Origin of the sequence: Acinetobacter sp. BMW17 (genome assembly GCF_001592855.1) — a bacterium.
Taxonomy (GTDB): Bacteria; Pseudomonadota; Gammaproteobacteria; order Pseudomonadales; family Moraxellaceae; genus Acinetobacter; species Acinetobacter johnsonii.
Map to the genome: position 1 here is coordinate 1 of NZ_LSOD01000012.1, position 19,002 is coordinate 19,002.

Annotated in this window: 15 protein-coding genes, 6 pseudogenes and 1 other annotated feature; of the genes and pseudogenes, 6 read left to right on the top strand and 15 right to left on the bottom strand. The window is 39.7% G+C overall.

The window, feature by feature from the left end:
- Window positions 1–159: pseudogene (locus tag AXW61_RS02640) on the bottom strand (IS6 family transposase); the annotation flags it as partial.
- Window positions 160–252: 93 nt separating this feature from the next.
- Window positions 253–645 carry a Cd(II)/Pb(II)-responsive transcriptional regulator gene (gene cadR, locus AXW61_RS02645; protein ID WP_062032139.1) on the bottom strand — a complete coding sequence of 131 codons (393 nt, stop codon included), beginning with the start codon at window positions 643–645 and terminating at the stop codon, window positions 253–255.
- Between the two features lie 90 nt (window positions 646–735).
- Between cadR and AXW61_RS02650 the strand changes: the two genes are divergently transcribed.
- From AXW61_RS02650 to AXW61_RS02660, 3 genes are read left to right on the top strand one after another with little or no spacing between them, the layout of a single operon-like run.
- A complete protein-coding gene (locus AXW61_RS02650) occupies window positions 736–2,016 on the top strand; it encodes a cation transporter (protein WP_062032141.1) in 1,281 nt (426 codons plus the stop codon).
- 11 nt (window positions 2,017–2,027) lie between these two features.
- On the top strand, window positions 2,028–2,288 hold the full coding sequence (locus tag AXW61_RS02655) for a FeoA family protein (protein WP_004665962.1): 261 nt from the start codon (window positions 2,028–2,030) through the stop codon (window positions 2,286–2,288).
- A complete protein-coding gene (locus AXW61_RS02660) occupies window positions 2,278–4,107 on the top strand; it encodes a ferrous iron transporter B (RefSeq protein ID WP_062032144.1) in 1,830 nt (609 codons plus the stop codon). The genes AXW61_RS02655 and AXW61_RS02660 overlap by 11 nt, the downstream gene beginning before the upstream one ends.
- Window positions 4,108–4,434: 327 nt before the next feature.
- On the opposite strand, the gene AXW61_RS02665 is transcribed toward AXW61_RS02660, so the two are convergent.
- The 3 genes and pseudogenes from AXW61_RS02665 to AXW61_RS17070 form a co-directional block, all read right to left on the bottom strand.
- On the bottom strand, window positions 4,435–5,523 hold the full coding sequence (locus tag AXW61_RS02665) for an ArsO family NAD(P)H-dependent flavin-containing monooxygenase (RefSeq protein ID WP_062032166.1): 1,089 nt from the start codon (window positions 5,521–5,523) through the stop codon (window positions 4,435–4,437).
- 167 nt (window positions 5,524–5,690) lie between these two features.
- Window positions 5,691–6,209, bottom strand: a pseudogene (gene arsH, locus AXW61_RS02670) (arsenical resistance protein ArsH); the annotation flags it as partial.
- Between the two features lie 47 nt (window positions 6,210–6,256).
- A pseudogene (locus AXW61_RS17070) lies at window positions 6,257–7,479 on the bottom strand (IS3 family transposase).
- Window positions 7,089–7,204: a sequence feature (AL1L pseudoknot), on the bottom strand. It overlaps the preceding pseudogene by 116 nt.
- Before the next feature lie 61 nt (window positions 7,480–7,540).
- Here AXW61_RS17070 and AXW61_RS02685 point away from each other — a divergent pair.
- Window positions 7,541–7,699: pseudogene (locus AXW61_RS02685) on the top strand (DDE-type integrase/transposase/recombinase); the annotation flags it as partial.
- 16 nt (window positions 7,700–7,715) lie between these two features.
- Here AXW61_RS02685 and AXW61_RS17075 read toward each other — a convergent pair.
- From AXW61_RS17075 to AXW61_RS02700, 4 genes and pseudogenes are all read right to left on the bottom strand, one after another.
- Window positions 7,716–7,913 (bottom strand): annotated as a pseudogene (locus tag AXW61_RS17075) (hypothetical protein); the annotation flags it as partial.
- A gap of 23 nt (window positions 7,914–7,936) precedes the next feature.
- Complete coding sequence (locus AXW61_RS02690; protein ID WP_062032146.1) at window positions 7,937–8,857, bottom strand: copper resistance protein B; 921 nt, start codon at window positions 8,855–8,857, stop codon at window positions 7,937–7,939.
- Window positions 8,844–10,700 carry a copper resistance system multicopper oxidase gene (locus AXW61_RS02695; protein ID WP_062032149.1) on the bottom strand — a complete coding sequence of 619 codons (1,857 nt, stop codon included), beginning with the start codon at window positions 10,698–10,700 and terminating at the stop codon, window positions 8,844–8,846. The genes AXW61_RS02690 and AXW61_RS02695 overlap by 14 nt, the downstream gene beginning before the upstream one ends.
- A gap of 89 nt (window positions 10,701–10,789) precedes the next feature.
- The gene (locus AXW61_RS02700) at window positions 10,790–11,086 is read right to left on the bottom strand and encodes a hypothetical protein (RefSeq protein ID WP_004281865.1); all 297 of its coding nucleotides are present in this window, start codon (window positions 11,084–11,086) and stop codon (window positions 10,790–10,792) included.
- A gap of 148 nt (window positions 11,087–11,234) precedes the next feature.
- Here AXW61_RS02700 and AXW61_RS02705 point away from each other — a divergent pair, with 148 nt between their 5' ends.
- Both AXW61_RS02705 and AXW61_RS02710 read left to right on the top strand, forming a co-directional pair.
- The gene (locus AXW61_RS02705) at window positions 11,235–11,915 is read left to right on the top strand and encodes a heavy metal response regulator transcription factor (RefSeq protein ID WP_004663993.1); all 681 of its coding nucleotides are present in this window, start codon (window positions 11,235–11,237) and stop codon (window positions 11,913–11,915) included.
- Window positions 11,908–13,308 (top strand): heavy metal sensor histidine kinase, encoded by a 1,401-nt coding sequence (locus tag AXW61_RS02710; RefSeq protein WP_062032152.1) that lies wholly within the window; start codon window positions 11,908–11,910, stop codon window positions 13,306–13,308. Before AXW61_RS02705 ends, AXW61_RS02710 begins: the two co-directional genes overlap by 8 nt.
- A 38-nt stretch (window positions 13,309–13,346) precedes the next feature.
- On the opposite strand, the gene AXW61_RS02715 is transcribed toward AXW61_RS02710, so the two are convergent.
- From AXW61_RS02715 to AXW61_RS17670, 6 genes and pseudogenes are all read right to left on the bottom strand, one after another.
- Window positions 13,347–14,630, bottom strand: a complete 1,284-nt coding sequence (locus tag AXW61_RS02715) for an MgtC/SapB family protein (protein ID WP_062032154.1) — start codon at window positions 14,628–14,630, stop codon at window positions 13,347–13,349.
- Window positions 14,627–17,002: a heavy metal translocating P-type ATPase gene (locus AXW61_RS02720; RefSeq protein WP_062032157.1), complete on the bottom strand. Its 2,376-nt coding sequence runs from the start codon at window positions 17,000–17,002 to the stop codon at window positions 14,627–14,629. Before AXW61_RS02720 ends, AXW61_RS02715 begins: the two co-directional genes overlap by 4 nt.
- Window positions 17,003–17,013: 11 nt before the next feature.
- The gene (locus tag AXW61_RS02725) at window positions 17,014–17,664 is read right to left on the bottom strand and encodes an isoprenylcysteine carboxylmethyltransferase family protein (protein WP_062032161.1); all 651 of its coding nucleotides are present in this window, start codon (window positions 17,662–17,664) and stop codon (window positions 17,014–17,016) included.
- On the bottom strand, window positions 17,661–17,933 hold the full coding sequence (locus AXW61_RS02730; protein ID WP_004755892.1) for a DUF2933 domain-containing protein: 273 nt from the start codon (window positions 17,931–17,933) through the stop codon (window positions 17,661–17,663). Before AXW61_RS02730 ends, AXW61_RS02725 begins: the two co-directional genes overlap by 4 nt.
- On the bottom strand, window positions 17,930–18,385 hold the full coding sequence (locus AXW61_RS02735) for a hypothetical protein (RefSeq protein ID WP_062032164.1): 456 nt from the start codon (window positions 18,383–18,385) through the stop codon (window positions 17,930–17,932). Before AXW61_RS02735 ends, AXW61_RS02730 begins: the two co-directional genes overlap by 4 nt.
- A gap of 495 nt (window positions 18,386–18,880) precedes the next feature.
- Window positions 18,881–19,002: pseudogene (locus AXW61_RS17670) on the bottom strand (IS5/IS1182 family transposase); the annotation flags it as partial.

Sequence of the window (19,002 nt, forward strand, 5' to 3'; positions counted from 1 at the left end):
ACGTTGAACCCAACGGTAAATAGTCGTGTGATCAACATTCACACCCCGTTCGGCCAGCATTTCCTGCAGTTCACGATAGCTAATGCCATATTTAAAATACCAGCGCACAGCCCAAAGAATGATTTCGCCCTGAAAATGCCGACCATGGAAAGGATTCATATGCTGCACCTTTAGCTAAAACAGTCTTCAGCTTACCATTCGTGGTTATTTACAACAGTGCCGATTTTTTGAAAAAAGCATAGGTCTAGATAATCAAGCTAGATTTTTTAGAACTCCACATTGGTCAATTGTACATAAACCATCACAAGTACCTCTTAAATCAGATAATTGTTCAATAAGCTTTTGTTGCTTGTTTAAATTTTCTCTGATAGCACTGACATGTAAGTCAATTAATTCATTCACATCTGAACAATTTTTCTTGGGATTATCTTTATAGGTGAGTAATTGACGAATTTCATTCAAACTCATATTTAAAGTTCGGCAATTCAAAATAAACTTAATTCGCTCAACATAGCCTATATCGTAAAGGCGGTAATTTCCTTCCGTTCTTTCCGGTTCCGGAATTAAACCTTCCTTTTCATAAAACCTAATTGTTAATACTGAACATGAGGTTTTTTTAGAGAGTTCACCAATTTTTAAATGCATTGAGTTGTTATTTCCAAAAAATCTTGACTCTATAGTAACTATAGGGATTCTAATATTCAAAGTTTATAAATTTTTTTAATGGGTATAACTATGAGTGGCTGTGGATGTAGTAAAGAAACACCATGCGAAGATAAGAAATCTCAACAAGAAAATCATCCATCAATTGCAGAAGCAAGCAATTCAAAGAATTGTGATAATACGCCTAGCTGTTGTGGTGAAGAGGAAGAAGAAAAATCTTCATCTCCTTGCTGTAACACTTCAAACAGTTGTGAAGATACCGCTCAATCCTGTTGTGGTTCTGATCCCAAAGAAAATTTAAGCACTGAAAACGTTTTAAAAGATTCGCACTACATGAGTGAATACTTAGTTCCCAAAATGGATTGTTCTGCGGAAGAACAGATGGTTCGTATGGCGCTATCTTCAATTGATGGTGTTCAAAAACTCATCTTTGATTTACCTAACCGGTCTTTAAAGGTTCTACATAATCAAAAAGATGAAAATATAACTACCAAACTTGAAGCTTTGGGTTTTGGTGCAAAGCTTGTGAAGACTGAAACTTATATAAGCAATCAACAGGCTAAGCAAACAAGTACCTATACCATTCCTAAAATGGATTGCTCTGCTGAAGAGCAAATGGTCCGTATGGCTCTTGCAGATATTGAAGCAGTTAAAGGTCTTACTTTTGATCTTCCCAATCGAAAACTGAAAGTCTTCCATAATGAAGGGAGTCAGCAAATTACGGCCAAACTTGAAGGACTGGGTTTTGGGGCGAAACTTGATGAAACACAGCTTTCTTCAGGCGGTATACCTAATGAACCTGATCCTGTGAGACAAGCTAAAGTACTTAAACTGTTATTAGGCATTAATGCTCTACTTTTCTTTATAGAATTCATCAGCGGAATTATTGCTGCGTCTACAGGATTGATTGCTGATTCTCTAGATATGTTTGCCGATGCAGCCGTTTATGGTATTGCGCTATATGCCGTCGGAAAAGCTGCGAAATATCAAGTGAAAGCAGCCCATTTCGCAGGTTGGATTCAGTTATTACTTGCTGTCATCGTGATTATTGATGTCATTAGACGATTCATGTTTGGAAGCGAGCCAGAATCAACGCTCATGATTGTTATTGGCCTGCTCGCACTTATAGCTAACGTGACATGCTTATATCTTATTTCTGGTCATCGAGAAGATGGCGCACATATGAAAGCCAGTTGGATTTTCTCGGCGAATGACGTTGTGGTAAATATGGGCGTTATATTTGCCGGTGTACTCGTGGCGTGGACGGGATCAGCTTACCCAGACTTAATCATTGGCATCCTGGTTTCTTTATTCGTGCTTAATGGTGCTCGAAAGATTTTGGCTTTGAAGTAAGAGTATCGAAAATGAATCTATTTCAAGTTAAACAAAATCAGATCGTCAAAATTAGAGATCTCAAAAAAGGTAATCAATACAGTCATACCACTGATCCCGTATTGGAACGGCTCCAACTATTAGGTTTTAGAGAGGGTGAAACTCTACAAGTACTCGCTAAAGGTGTTTTTGGCGGAGATCCTGTTTTAGTTCAGATTGAAACTTCAAGATTCGCATTAAGAAAGAATGAAGCTGAAAGAATTTTTGTAGAGTTAGTATCCAATGAAGATTAAGAATATTGCATTAGTCGGTAATCCAAATTGCGGAAAAACCTCTTTATTTAATACACTTACTGGTACGCGACAAAAAGTTGCCAACTATGCTGGGGTTACCGTAGAAAGAAAAGAAGGTTCTTTTAACTTACCTTCTGGTGATGCAATACGAGTATTGGACTTACCCGGAACTTATAGTTTAAAACCTAGTAGTTTAGATGAAGAAGTCACCAGGGCAGTTTGTTTGGGCGAGCTAAAAGGTGAAATTCTACCCGACATTTTTATATGCGTCGTAGATGCCACAAATTTAAGCTTACATTTGAGCTTGGTTCTCGAAGTTCGTGCTTTAAATCGCCCTATGATTCTTGTATTAAATATGATGGATGAGGTCAAAAAGCGTGGTATTTCCATTGATAAGGATAAACTGTCTCAACTGTTAGGTATCCCTGTAGTTGAAGCTGTCGCAGTTAAAACAAAAGGAATTCAAGATTTAATTAATCAATTAGATCAAAAAAATCTTTTTATTACTCCTTATCATTCTGAATTAAGTCATTTTGAACAGGTCAAACAAATCACCAAACAAGTTATTTTAAATAATGACAATGGTGATAAAAGAACCGCATTTCTAGATAAAATTTTTCTACATCCTGTATTGGGTTTAGTAGTCTTAACTTTAACCATGTTTGTGATGTTCCAGGCGGTATTTATATGGGCAACGCCTTTTATTGAATTCATTGAAAATTTTGTCGCATGGTTCAGTGATTTTATTGGACCACTAATCCAACATCCTCTATTAAAAAGCTTGGTTGTGGATGGGGTAATTGCTGGTGCAGGTAGCGTGCTTGCATATATGCCTCAGATTTTGATTTTATTCTTCTTCATTTTAATGCTTGAAGAGTCAGGCTATTTACCCCGGGCAGCATTTCTTTTAGATAAATTAATGTCTAAAGCCGGGCTTAGCGGCCGTTCATTTATTCCTCTGCTATCCAGTTTTGCTTGTGCCATTCCCGGAATTATGGCAACCAGAAGTATCAGCTCTGAACGGGACCGATTAGCAACAATTATGATTGCACCCTTGATGACCTGTTCAGCAAGATTGCCAGTATATGCTTTATTGATCGCGGCATTTATTCCGAACCAATTAATCTACGGCTGGTTAAGTCTGCAAGGATTAGTCCTTTTTGGTCTTTATATGTCGGGAATAGTCTCAGCGTTATTAGTTTCAGTGTTTCTGAAATTGGTTCGAAAAGATAAAACTGAAAGTATTTTTATTTTTGAACTTCCCACATACCGAATTCCAGATATTAGAAATATTGCATTAGGCTTATATGATAGGGCAACTATTTTCTTAAAACGAGTTGGTGGCATTATCGTCGCACTGTCTATCTTGTTATGGGTGCTAGTCACGTTCCCTCAACCACCAGATAATGCAAGCATGCCGGCCATTAACTATAGTTTAGCTGGTCAGTTAGGACATTTAATTCATCCTATATTTGCGCCTATTGGGTTTACCTGGGAAATATGTATTGCACTCATTCCTGCTATGGCAGCAAGGGAAGTTGTAATTGCTGCTCTTGGGGTGATTTATGCGATGTCAGGTGATGAAGATACAGTAACTCAAAGTCTGTTAAGTCAAATTTCAGGCCCGGATGGATGGGGGTTAGCCACAGGTTTATCATTATTGGTATGGTTTATTTTTGCTCCCCATTGTCTTGCTACGTTAGCAACAATTAGACGAGAAACTGGCAGCTGGAAACAGCCCATCATTATGGCAACTTATTTGTTTGCATTAGCCTACATCTTTTCATTCATCACATATCAAGTTGCGAGTAATTTTTAATTAGCAAATGAATAAAAGAGGGGAGCTAGCTCCCTTATTTTATTGAAATACTCACTATAAATGAAGTGCTTTTACAAGGAAAACTGCATAGATATCAATAATATTAAACAGCTTCCTAAGAAAACTTCTAATTTAATTATAAATTATGAAAGAGTTCCCTCTTTTTAGTGCAATTCATGAAATTAGGTTTAAATATCAAAAATTATGGCTTAATGAATAGCATGATCTTGTAGACACTTTTAGTGAAATAATAATCAAAATATTGGAATGCTCCCAGTAGCCTAGACACAAAACCGATTCTAAAATTCTTATACTCGATATGGATAATTATTCTGAAAATTTTTTAGTATTAATTTCTTGTAGATAAGTGAAGATCTCATCTACTGTAGCTCTCGCTGTTCTAGAAACGCCAATTAATGTTGCAGATGCCATACCTGTCCAATCTCCATATCCAACTAACCACAAGTTAGGTAACTTAATAGACCTTCCATTTTGAACTTCTACAAAGTTATCTCGCTCTACTATATCTATACTTTTTAGATGATTTAATGAAGCCTTAAATCCAGTACACCAAATAATCACATCAATTTTCTCTTTTTTTCCATCTGGCCAAATAACTGCATCTGTAGCTAAAGATTGAAAAGGTGGACGGCTATGTAAGACTCCTCTATTCCTTGCCTCTTTGACACTATCGATCATCACAATATCACCTAGGCCACCTATTGGCTGGTCAACTTTTCTTCCTTCTTGTTGTACTTTTAAACGCTCAGTTGCTCTTAAAAACAGTACTCGACCATCGACATCATCAGGTAAAAATTGAGGCGGAGTTTTTGTGACCCAAATGGTTTCAGCAACTTGTGAAACCTCAGCGAGTATTTGCGCGCCCGAATTCCCCCCACCCACCACGATGACTTTCTTATCTTTAAATGGATCTGCATTCAGGTAATGGGCTGAATGTAACTGCGTGCCTTGAAAGTTTTCCTGTCCCGGATAATCAGGAATAAACGGCTGGCGCCATGTCCCTGTTGCACTGACCACCACCTTGGCTCGCCAAAACTTTTCTCCAGCATATACGTCTAAATACTTTCCCTTCGATTCCACACGATCGACATGTACTGGACGAACAATCGAAAATTGATATCTCTGTTCATAAGCCGATAAATACTGGATCACCTCATTTCGTGTTGGATAGGTCTGTTCAGTGATGGGCATCATCCAACCGGATAGAGAACTCCAGGTATTAGGAGAAAAAAGACGCAATGACTCCCAGGTATGCAGCCAGGCACCCCCCGCTTGATTTTGCTCATCCAATATAATGAATGGGATTTTCTTGCGCTTTAAAAAATAAGCGGTAGATAAAGCGGCCTGCCCACCACCGATAATGATCACATCAGTTTCAGTCTGTTTCTGGTTCAAAGCCTTCACCTTTTCCTTATTTATCTCTGACTTCTTTAATGTAAAAACCCAATCATGAAGACTGGGTTTTTACAATATTCATTGTACCTTTAACAGCACTTCATCGGTACAGCATAAAAGTGTTACTGACCTGGCAATGAGGCGCAGTATTTAATACCATCCAGCATTTATAAACTGCGCTGATTTACACGCTTGGACAACTCTTCAGCCGATTCCTTGCGTTCAGAATAACGATCAGTCAGGTATTTGCTTTGACCACGAGTCAGTAGAGTGAACTTAAATAACTCTTCCATGACATCCACAATCCGGTCATAGAAAGCTGAAGGCTTCATTCGTCCATCTTCTTCGAATTCCAAGAAAGCTTTCGGAATTGAAGACTGATTTGGAATGGTGATCATCCGCATCCACCGCCCCAAAATACGCATCTGGTTCAGGCTGTTAAATGACTGTGATCCACCACTGACTTGCATCAAGGCAAGGGTTTTACCTTGGGTAGCACGGATTGCTCCTCCTGCAAGTGGAATCCAGTCTATTTGTGATTTAAAAATGGAACTCATAGAACCATGACGTTCAGGTGAACACCAGACCATACCTTCAGACCATGCAAGAAGCTCATGCAGTTCTTTTACTTTTGGATGCTCAGTATCCGCATCTTCTGGCAAAGGAAGGCCCCACAAGTGATAGATACAGATAATGAACCGTACCGGGTTTGTCGGAGACTTTTTTATTTAAGTTAAGCCACCTGACCTAACGGGTTAATCTTATCATAGTACATTGCTTCAAACTCAAAAGGCGACACATAACCCAGTGCACTGTGTACACGCTTTTTATTGAACCAATCTACCCAGTTTAGTGTCGCAAGTTGTACATCTGCTAAACCTTGCCAATCTGCTTTTAAATATTCAATCACCTCTGTTTTGTATAAGCCATTCACCGTTTCAGCCAAAGCATTATCGTATGAATCACCAGTTGTACCGACTGATGCTCGTAAATTTGCTGCTTCTAAACGATTGGTATAGCGAATCGAAAGATATTGCACACCCACCCCTGTCGGAATGATGAATCACATTCTTTGGCATGCCTCGATCGTGCAATGCTTGCTCAAGTGCATCGAGCACCATATCTGTATTCCTCCGTGTAGATACTTTCCATCCAACAATTGCTCGTGAGAACACATCAATAATAAAGGCGGTATAGACCCAGCCTGAATGAGTTTGAATATACGTAAAGTCACTGACCCATAATTGGTCAGGTCGATCAGCACTAAAATTACGTTTCACTAAATCATCTGCTCGTTTTTGATCATCTCGGTTGCGGGTAGTTTGTTTGTTCTTACCACGCCAAACACCTTGTATATCTAGCTTCTGCATCAATCGAGCAACTGTACAACGTGCAATAACATAGCCTTCACGTTTCAATTTTTGCCAAACTTTACGTACACCATATCGACCTGAACTTTCCTTCCAAATTCGTTTAATTTGTTCAGCATGATGCTCATCATGTAGATCTCGTTTCGCTCGATGTTCTGGATTGTCAGCGAGATCTAAAGTTCGGTAATAGGTTGAAGCTGCGATCGGTAAAATCCTACAAATCGCATCAACACCATATAAGTCTTATTGTTATGGATGAAATCCACCATTATTTGTGTGGGCGGTCGAGCTCCGCCTGGGCGAAAAAAGCGGCTGCTTTACGTAGAATTTCATTGGCACGCTTTAATTCTTTAATTTCACGTTCCATTTGCTTCATTTTTTCTTGATCAGATATCTGTTGTACTTTAATAGGATTTTGCTGATCTAAATGCTTTTGATGCCAGGCACGAAGTGTTTCAGGAGTACAACCAATCTTAGGCGCAATTGCTGTGATTGCAGCCCAAGTAGAAGGATAATCTTTTTCAGATTCAATTAGTAATTGAACCGCTCTTTCTCTAATTTCGGGGGTATAGGTTGGTTTTTTCATCGGAATAGTCTCTCAGAATATTGAGTCTCCGACAAACCCGGTACGGTTCATAAAGCACACATATGGAGGTGCTTTGTCACGGTTAAAATGGGAAAGAAAATGTCCACCAGATCTTGAGCACAGGCAGGTTAAGTATAAAAATAACGTGATCGAATGTAATCATGGCAAGCTAAAGCGGATCATTAGGGCCACTTTAGGATTCAAATCGATGAAGACGGCTATGCCACATGCATCTATTCAGATGGCATTAAACACAGATGATGTACAGACGAAGTAGTAGCAGCCGATCCTACTAAAAGAATAGCAAACGATAAAAACAGCGATAAGCATGTTTTTAACCACTGCATAAAAATAGACCAAAAATTAAGCTTTTTTAGTTTTACAGATTCGAAAATAAATAGTAATAATTCATGAATAGTAGCCGAAGCTACCATTCATGAATCCAAATCATACTATTTTAAAAAACTAATTCGATGCCTGCACCATATTTCCAGCCTTTTTCAGAATCCGTAGCCTCTTGCATAGAAGTGGCTTTCTGTCCTTTTTCATATTGGTAAGCAACGTCAATAAAAGGTTTAATTCGCTTAGTAATTTCATATCGGGTTTTGATCCCCGTTTTTAGTTCTGATAAACCTGATTTTGCAGCATAGTTAGAATCATCGCTAAATATTACATCTGCTTCGATATAAGGTTGAGTAATAAGTTTCTGAGTTAAAAGCAAATCACGTTCTAATTCAAAACTTGCTCCCCAAAAATTATTCTCACCGCCATAAAGATATGCTTGTGTTTCAAAGAAATAAGGAGCTAGACCTAATATACCAATAACCCCATCCACTCGATCGCTGCTGCTGTTATTTTTATCTTCACTATATCTTACCCCAGCTTGTACATCCCAAAATGGGGCTACGTTACGGCTATAAAGTGCTGATACAGCATATTTTGGATCATTACTTTCTGACTTTTCCGAATTGGCTTCAATAAATAGACGATTTTCATCTGTCCCAATCAAAGTTTCAAACTTTGTTCCTAGGTTGCCCTTACCGTCTTCATCAACCATCCATTCATTTTCAAATTTTGTCGTTTGATAAATTTGTCCGCCATGTTCTTTAAGATGATCATCATGAGATGGGGCTGATCTCTTTCTTGCGGTCAGAATAATATTATCTCCCCCATTTGCATTTTCCATTGAATAATATTCTGGATACAATTCTTGGGGGCTATATCTTAAGCCACCAGACTCCTGTAATAAGACTCTCATACCATTTGTAATATTACTTTCTTGTTCCGAAGTGCTGCTATTAGCAAAAGTTAAGTTTGATATACTTACTAATGCAATTGATAAGACTGTTTTTGAGAAGAAATTCTTAGTGATTTGCATGTGGATTTACTCCCTTCTCACTTATTGGGGGCTGAGCAACAATATTTTTTGAAACACTATCTTTGTCTACTTGGGCGACAATTAGTTTATTCATCATTCCTGCACTCATATGGTAAAGCAGGTGACAATGAATAGCCCACTCACCTAACTCATCAGCTGTGAGTAGAGTGGTTATCGTTTTCCCAGGTGGAACAATTACCGTATGTTTGTTTGGCATATTGCTTGGATCCTGACCATTCTCAAGCTGCATAAACATGCCATGTAAGTGCATTGGGTGAGCCATCATACTGTCATTGACAAATTTTAAGCGAATACGTTCACCATACTTCACCACTAGTGGGTCGGCTTCATTAAATTTTTTACCATTTATTGTCCAAATATAACGCTCCATGTTTCCACCAAGACGGATCTCTATTTCACGTTCAGCTGCACGAGTGTCTTTTTGAGGATCTAACGATTGCAAATCACTATATTGCAATGCTTTATTACCTTCAGGTGTTGAAGCATTTGCCCATCCAAATACGGTATTATCATTCTTGTCTGAAGCCGCCTTAACAGTAGCGCTATTCATCGGCATATCATGATTCATACCTTTCATAGAAGACATATCATGATCCATACCTTTCATAGAAGACATATCGTGATTCATGCCTTTCATAGAAGACATATCATGATTCATATCTTTCATTGAAGACATATCATGATCCATACCTTTCATAGAAGACATATCGTGATTCATGCCTTTCATAGAAGACATATCATGATTCATTCCCATATCTTCCATAGTCAATAAAGAACGAGGACGAGGCTTAGGCATCTCAATTTGTTTGACTGCTGGGCTGCTTTCTTCATGTAATGTTCCCACTGAAAAACCGGTACGATCAATAGATTCAGCTTCAATTTGGTAATGTGCTTGTTTTGGTTCCACAATTACGTCATAAGTTTCAGCAGTACCAATACGGAACTCATCTACAGGAACGGGCTTTACAGGTTGACCATCAGCACTGACTACAGTCATTTTTAGGTTTGGAATGCGTACATCAAAGAATGACATAGCGGAAGCATTAATAAAACGAAGGCGAACTTTTTCACCAGCTTTGAAGTTACCCGTCCAATTTTGCTGAGGTGTCTTGCCATTCATTAAAAATGTATAACCAGTCACATCGGACATATCTGTTTTCAGCATTCGCATCTGATTCCACATAGAACGGTCTTGCCAAGTCGCTTTTAGCCCATCACGTTTAACTTGTTTTAATACATCGAATACTGTTTCGCGGCGGTTCTGATAGTAGTCTGCTTCTTTTTTAATATTTTTCATAATTTGATCACTTGTCGAATTATGAAAATCAGAAAGCAAAACAACGTAATCTTTATCGGTTTTTTCAGCAGCTGTTAGTGGAGTTTTATCTTTAGGATAAATAACAAAAGCACCATATAAACCGTCTTGTTCTTGTCCTTTACTATGTGAATGATACCAATAAGTACCATTTTGGCGGACTTTAAACTTATATTCATAAGTTTTATTAGGGGCAATGCCATTAAATTTGTTAAATCCAGGTACACCATCCATAATTCCAGGTAATAATAAGCCATGCCAATGGATTGAAGAGTCCTGATTTTTTAACTTATTGTGAACACGGATAACGGCCTCATCACCTTCTTCAAATTCAAGAAGTGGTGCAACGAATTTACCATTTACAGTAATTCTCTCAACTGGTTTTCCTGTGATATTTACAGTTTGTTCAGCGATTGTTAAATCATATTCTTTAACTGCCGCCATTACCCAAGTTGATGAAAATAAACCAACTCCAATTAAGAGTATATGACTTAACTTTTTTGACATTCTATCTCACCTTTAGAAAGATCAAGATTGAAGTAATAAAGCAAATATTTAGTATAAACTTTAATACTTCTTTCTCGCTATTTATAAAATTATTTATTGCTACTAGGCATATTCATCTTTGAATGATCCATTTTAGAATGGTCCATATTCATCATAGAATGATCCATTTTTGACATGTCAGATGAGTTAGGAGACTGATGTTGACTATGATCTTGCTGAGTCTTGTCATCTTTTTCCATTTTACAAGGTTTTGTACAAGGTTCCTGTGCTTTTACCGTTTTAGTGGCACTTGAGGTTGATACATCTTTTGCCCAAGATTGAGTACCAGCAATTAAAGTTCCAGCACACATTAAAATTGTTAGACTACGACGCACTACAGTTTTCATAAGTTTCTCTAAAAGTTAATTTCTTGCTACTACAATAAAGTGAAGCATTGAACATCTAAGTGACTTGAAAATGACATTTTTGTAATCTATCTCGATCAGATGTTTTATAACGTTATTATAGTTTTAATGAATGACTTAGGATTCGGAAATGAGAATACTATTAGTTGAAGATGAACAAAAAACTGGTGATTATCTCAAGCAAGGTTTATCCGAAGCTGGCTATATTACGGACTGGGTTACAGATGGGTTAACGGGTAAACATCAAGCTCTTTCTGAAGAGTATGACTTAATTATTTTAGACGTGATGTTACCTGGACTAAATGGTTGGAATATTATCAATGATATTCGTAGCAGCGGTAAAACAATGCCCATTCTTTTTCTTACCGCCCGAGATCAAATCGAAGATCGAGTAAAAGGTTTAGAGTTAGGCGCTGATGATTATTTAGTAAAGCCTTTTGCTTTTGCAGAGCTTCTTGCTCGAATCAAAACTCTCCTTAGACGAGGGCAACAAAGAGAAGATAATAATATTATTAAGATTGCTGATTTAGAACTCGATTTGAGAAAACGTCGGGTAACACGAGCAGGTCAACGCATTGATCTGACGGCAAAAGAATTCGCGCTTATGGAGCTTTTCATGCGTAGACGAGGTGAAATTTTACCAAGAGCGCTGATTGCTTCTCAAATTTGGGATATGAATTTTGATAGTGATACGAATGTCGTTGAAGTCGCTATTAAAAGATTAAGAAGTAAAGTTGATAGTAACTTTACCCCCAAATTAATTCAGAATATTCGAGGAATGGGGTATGTACTAGAGGTAGAGGATGAATAATAACTTATTCAAAGCGATCAGTTTTCGGATCGGTATTATTTTCTCATTATCTACTATTTTCATTCTAATTATTATGGGCTTATTCATAAATAAATTGGTAATACATCATTTTGAGACTCAAGACCGTACCCAATTAGAAGGTAAAATCCAGCTGATTCAGAATCTTATCCAACAGAATCCTAAAAACTCTCCAGAACTTAATCTGTATTTGAGAGACGCTTTAGTTGGACACCATGATCTTATGGTTCAAATAGAACGACCGACAGGTAAAGTTTTATTTAGTTCAGCACCTTCAACAATTAATACTCAACACTTAACCAAGTCTGCAAATAACTCTTGGATTAAATGGCAAGTTCAAAATAAGACCTATCGTGGCATGATCTACACTACAGGTATAAATAGAAATTCTGAAATACAATCTGTACGAATTATTGTTGGGATCGATACATCAGAACATCTACATTTTCTAAAAGATTTTAAGCGTCAACTTTTGTATATTGGTTTGGCTGGTACAATTTGTTTAATGTTTTTAGGTTGGTTTGCAACCTGGAGAGGTTTAAGACCAGTGCAAAAAATGGCTAAGGTCGCAGAAGGAATTTCTGCTCAACATCTTTCAGAACGTTTAGAAGTTGAGCATACACCAACCGAACTAAAATCATTGGCAATCGCCTTCAATGCTATGCTGGACAGACTAGAGTCAGCTTTAGAAAAACTTTCCGATTTTTCATCTGATTTAGCACATGAAATTAGAACACCGATTAATAATTTAATGACCCAAACTCAAGTATGTCTCGCCCGTAACCGAGATATTGGTACTTATCAAGAAATACTATTTTCTAATTTAGAAGAATTTGAACGTTTGGCTCGAATGGTGTCCGATATGCTTTTCTTGGCAAAAGCAGAACATGGCTTAAATTTACAGAACTTACAGAATATTGACCTCATTAAAGAAGTTACCGCTTTATTTGATTTCTATGACGCTCTAGCTGCCGAAAAAAATATGACACTTCAACAAACAGGATCTGGCAATGTAAAAGGTGATCCTGCTATGTTACGTCGCGCACTCAGCAACCTATTGTCTAATGCAGTTAAATATGGAAACAAGAATTCTACAATACAGATAAAACTTCAACAGACTTTAGATAACACAATATTTTCAATTGAAAATGAAGGCCCTGAACTCTCTCCTGAACAACTATCCAGATTATTTGATCGTTTTTATCGAACAGATGCGTCTAGACAAAGAACAGAAGAAGGAACCGGCTTAGGGCTTGCCATAACAAAATCTATTCTTGATATGCTTGGGGCGACCATCCAGGCTGAATCCCTCAATGGTCGAATCATTTTTACCATTGTTTTTCAAAGTGAATCCATGCAAGGGGAATCATTTTAACTCATTTTTTGAACATCTTCCATTTACCCGAGTTGACCTTACATAAAGCTCAAACTGAGAGCCAGAGCTACGCCAGCACCTATCATGGCAATTGTGTAGCCAAATATGATAGCTCGGCCAAACTGTGCCCCCCCTGTCATCCATGCAATTGTCGCTTTGCTTAACATGTTGCTCAGTGTGGCCAGCCCTAGCGCGACAGCAGCCACATTTGTTGTTAAGCCTTCAGTACTATGCAGGCGGGCAAGTGAGACTAAAATAGCATCTACGTCTGCTAGCCCAGAAATAGTCGATAATACGAAGATGCCGCTGGTGCCCAACCATTGTTTTGCTGCCGGGACCAACACTGCCATGACAGCCAGGAAAGCAGCGAAGCTGAATGCTGTCCCAAGATCAAAAGGAGCCATTGCTTCTATTGTTCGATCGTTGTTTTCAGTGCTGGTAATTTGGCGTTGTCTCCACAATGCCATACCCAGCAGAAGGATTCCCGCAATCATCATTGCACCACCAAAAGTGCTTAGCAATGCTGGCTCAATGACGCCTATCAGCACAACCATACGAAAAAACATGATGCCACAGGCAGCCAATGTTCCAGAAATAGCAGCACTGACCATGACGGGGTGCTGGCGTGTATAGCGTGCCAGTGCGACAGTTGCAGCTGTAGAAGATGCCAAACCACCCAATAGACCTGTCCAGAGTATGCCTCTTTCTGAACCGGTGAGCCGCATGGCAAAATGACCTGCCAGAGAGAGTCCGGCAATCAGGATCACTGCCCACCATAACTGGTAAGGATTTAATGCAGCAAAAGGTCCCATACCCGTATTGGGTAAGTAAGGTAATATAACGACAGAAAGTACCAGTAACTGTAGAGATGCGGTTAATTCACGATGTTCGATCAAGCGTAACCAACCATGTAAGGTTGGCTTGAGATCCAAAAATACAGCCACGATGACAGCCGCTGTTAATGCTAAAGTAACATTACCATGGGATGCATATGCACCTAAAACTAATGTCAACAGCATCGCGATCGTCGTGGTAGCGCTTAGATTACCGGAAAGTTTTGCGGTACGCGCGTAGGACACTGTTAATAATAAGGAAAGCCCTAATACGGCCGCGACCAGCGGCCAAGGCCCGAAGTTTGGTTGTAAATGACCGAGCACTCCTCCGAGCAATCCTGTCAATGTGAAGGTAGGTAGGCCTGCTACTCGGCTGCCCTCGGGCAATTCACGATCGTGCCATCCTCGTTCTAAACCAATGAGCAGGCCGATGGCAAGTGCTGCAATAAGACCTGGTACATCTGGTGGAAGAAAAGAACTCTCTATCATAACTTTTTATTTCGCAGGCGAAGGGCATTCGTGATGACTGAAGCTGAACTAAAACTCATCGCCAAGGCCGCAATCATGGGTGACAATAACCAACCGGTAAATGGATAGAGTACGCCAGCTGCGATTGGGATACCCAAGGCATTGTAAAGGAAAGCAAACATGAGGTTCTGTTTCATGTTGCCAACAGTAGCTTCCGAAAGTGAACGGGCAACCGCGATACCGCGTAAATCTCCCTTGACCAAGGTAACTTGAGCACTATTCATTGCGACATCAGTTCCGGTCCCCATAGCGATACCGACATCAGCCTTGGCTAGTGCTGGTGCATCATTGATTCCATCGCCAGCCATTGCCACGATGCGACCTTGCTTCTGCAATTTGCTGACAAGTTCGAGTTTATCTGCGGGTTTAACTTCACCATGTACCTCATCAATACCCAGACGTGATGCGACTGAACGGGCAGTGGTGAGACCATCTCCTGTTGCCATCACGATACGTAGTCCAGCTTCCTTCAGGGTGGCAAGTGCTTCAGGGGTACTTTTTTTGATGGGATCGGATACTGCAAGCAGGCCGGCCAATTCACCATTGATGGCTAGATGCATCACACTTGCACCTTCTGAACGCAGCTCTTCGGCTTGCGGAATCAGAGATTGTACCGAGATACCTAATTGCTCCATCAGTGCTGTGTTGCCCAAAGCTAACTGACGATCGCCCACTTGACCTCGAACACCAATCCCTGAGCCTGATTCAAAATTATCTGGTGTTTCAAGAGGCAGGCCACGTTCGTGTGCTGCATTTACAATCGCTTCGGCTAGCGGGTGTTCACTGCCTTGATCAAGACTGGCGGCTAAACGTAATACTTCAGATTCATCGAAACCTGATGCGGCAACCACACGATCGAATACAGGGCGTCCTTCGGTCAACGTACCTGTTTTATCGATGATTAGTGTGTCAATCTTGCGCAGATTCTCAATGGCTGCTGCATCGCGGAACAACACACCATGAGTAGCACCTTGACCCGTTGCAACCATGATAGACATTGGAGTTGCCAAGCCTAGTGCACAAGGACAGGCAATAATGAGTACTGCCACAGCATTGATTAATGCATAAACCCAGCTCGACTCTTCTGGGCCGAATAGTCCCCATCCAAAGAAGGTAAGCAAGGCAATGGTCACTACAGCCATGACGAACCAACCTGCTACCTGATCAGCCATACGTTGCATTGGTGCTCTCGATCGTTGAGCTTGCGCCACCATCTGTACGATCTGGGATAACATGGTACTTGAACCAATTTTCTCTGAACGCATGATCAATGAACCATTGGTATTCAGGGTAGCTCCAATGACTTTATCGCCGATACGTTTAGTGATAGGTAAAGGTTCACCTGTCAGCATCGATTCATCCACTGAACTACTTCCTTCAGTGATTACACCATCCACAGGCACTTTTTCACCTGGGCGAATTCTGAGTAAATCTCCTACATGGACATGCGTTAGAGGAACATCTTCTTCAGTTCCATCAGGCAGGATTCGGCGAGCTGTTTTAGGAGCGAGCCCAAGGAGTGACTTAATTGCAGCAGAAGTTTGCGAACGTGCTTTTAACTCCAATATTTGTCCCAGTAGGGTCAATGAAATGATGACCGCTGAAGCTTCAAAGTAAACAGCGACACGACCCATGGAGATAAATGAGTCTGGAAAGATTTGTGGTGCAATGGTCGCAACCACACTGTAAATAAAAGCAGCCCCTGTACCTAGACCGATCAGGGTCCACATGTTTGGGCTGCGATTCACAACCGATTGCCAACCACGGGAAAAAAATGGCCAACCTGCCCACAGTACAATCGGGAGTGACAACACTAATTCAATCCAGCTCTGAACTGCCATGTCGAATAGGTTCAGTTGATGGCCAAACATTGCCAAAAAAGTCACGACTATGGTGAGTGGCAGTGTCCACCAGAAGCGTCGACGGAAATCACGTAACTCAGGATTCTCATCTTCCTCTAACTCGGGAATGAGTGGTTCCAGTGTCATTCCGCATTTAGGACAGTTTCCAGGATGATCCTGTCTAATTTCTGGATGCATTGGGCAAGTATAGATGGTCGTGCCTGTTGTGCTTGCATCATTAACGGGTTGAACAGCCTGATGATGCTGTGTGTGTGCATCGGCATTCATAGTTCCAGATTTAGTGATGTATTGCACAGGGTTAGTATGAAACTTGGATTGACATTTATCACTGCAAAAAAAGTAAGTTTTCCCCTTGAATTCCTCATGGTATTTCGATTCTTCAGTAACTGTCATACCACAGACTGGGTCTTTCAATACGTCTGTTGTAGCCTGTGTCATATGATCCTGATTATGATTTTTTTGATCTAACATGAATAATTCTCTTATGGCAAAGTAGTTTTATGGCCGAATTTCGGAATAAATCTCGGAGTCTGTTGGGCATAGCTGTCATAGACAGCGCCAAATTGTTTACTCATTTCAGCCTCTTCCTTAATTGCCAAGCGGCTGTACATTAAGAGTAAGATTGGAAACATAATCAGTGTCAGTAAAGTTGGCCATTGCAATAAAAACCCCAGCAAGATCATTACAAAAGCTACGTATTGCGGGTGGCGTATGCGTGCATAGGGTCCGCTTACTGCCAATTGGTGATGACGTTGTGCGTGGTACAACACCTGCCATGCTTTTGATAGTAAATAGAAACCATAGCCCAAAAAAATATAACTCGCGATGTGCAGAATGCCAAAATGTGGATCACCCTTTTCGCCTAGTAGCGTTGACCATAAGTGACCTGAGTTATGCGACAGCAAGTCAAGTTCAGGAAAGCGAGTTTGTAGCCAGCCTGACAACAGATAAATTGTTAAAGGGAAACCATACATCTCGACAAACAATGCAATGATGAAAGCAGAGAAAGCGCCAAAAGTACGCCAATCTCGCGCTGTGGCGGGTTTAAAAAAACTGAAGGCAAACATAATGAAAATTGCCGAATTTATGATGACGAGCCACCACAGACCATAGGCTGATTCCGCATGATTCATGAGGGGTCTCCTGGTTCGCGTGATTTTTTATTATCTGATGTGTCTGGATTTTTCTGTTGATGATGGTGATGTCCATGACCACCATGCATAAAAATATGCATGAGTGGGCATGCTAAAAGGAGTAAAAAGGGTAAAACACCAACGACATGGGCCAAATGCTCGGTTAAGAGAAAATAGGCTGCCACACCACCAATCACGAATAGGCCGATGGCATAACGTGTAGACCAAAAGTTAGGTACTGAATTATGTTCTTGAGGTTGATGGTTCATGGTGCTTCCCTCTCTAATTCATGGGTAGTTGTGGAGGGAGGCATACAGTCCATCATCATCTGCATCATGGATTGCATCATGTCCATACGTTTTTCCATCATCTGCTGACGGTCAGCCATATTTGCATTCATGCTTTGGCCGCTCATCTGTTTCATCATGCTCATACCTCCTTGCATGAGTTTCATGTGCTCAGCCATAAGTTTTTGACGTTCTTGAGGGTTTTTTGCAGCCATCATCTTTGCATGCATGGCTTGCATTGCTTTCATGTGCTGGTCCATTGCAGCCATTTTATCTGTAGCAGTGGTGCTGGTAACTGTTTGCTTAATTGTTACTGCAGATGGTGCTGTTTTTTCAGGGTGGTGATCTTTGTGTTCATCGGATTGCTGTGCAAATGTATTCAATGACGCGGCTGCGATACATAAGCCCAAAAAAATGTTTTTGAATTTCATCATAATTTTTTCCTTTAAATAATTTGGAAGTAAAAGCTATGTTTTAGTACTGAACAGAGTCTAGGAATTTGACTACTAAACTGATGAAATTTTTGGTTATTCTCTGTCTCTCTTAAAAATTTTAGCACTATTAATTAATTATTTTTAAAAATGACAAAAATGTAATTTTGAGATCTTCTCGAAATATATAGTCTATGCTGAGATGACAAAAATTTTATTTAATATTAATCTTTTAAAACTATTAAAGTTGTTATGATTTTATGTGCTTAAAAAAATAAAAATGAAATGATTAGATGACTCCAAGGCTAGTTAGAGACACATTCTTAATGTAATTTACACTGTTATTCCTTTAAAGAAAAAATACAGTTGATCAAAATAGTTTTTTATAGAAAAAAGGGTGGATAATTTAATTATTAAACTTATTGGTATATTTATTAGATAGATGGGGCTTTGTTGCACAAACATTCAAAAGCTAAACTTCTTCCAAGTTATCTAAATTTAAGTGGCAACTTGGGTGTGAGGTCGGCCTAAATCTGTAAATTTATTTAATACGGCCACACGTGCATGAATCTCATTGACTTGGCTTTGAAAGTTTCTCGCACGGAGTTTATCGCCTAATA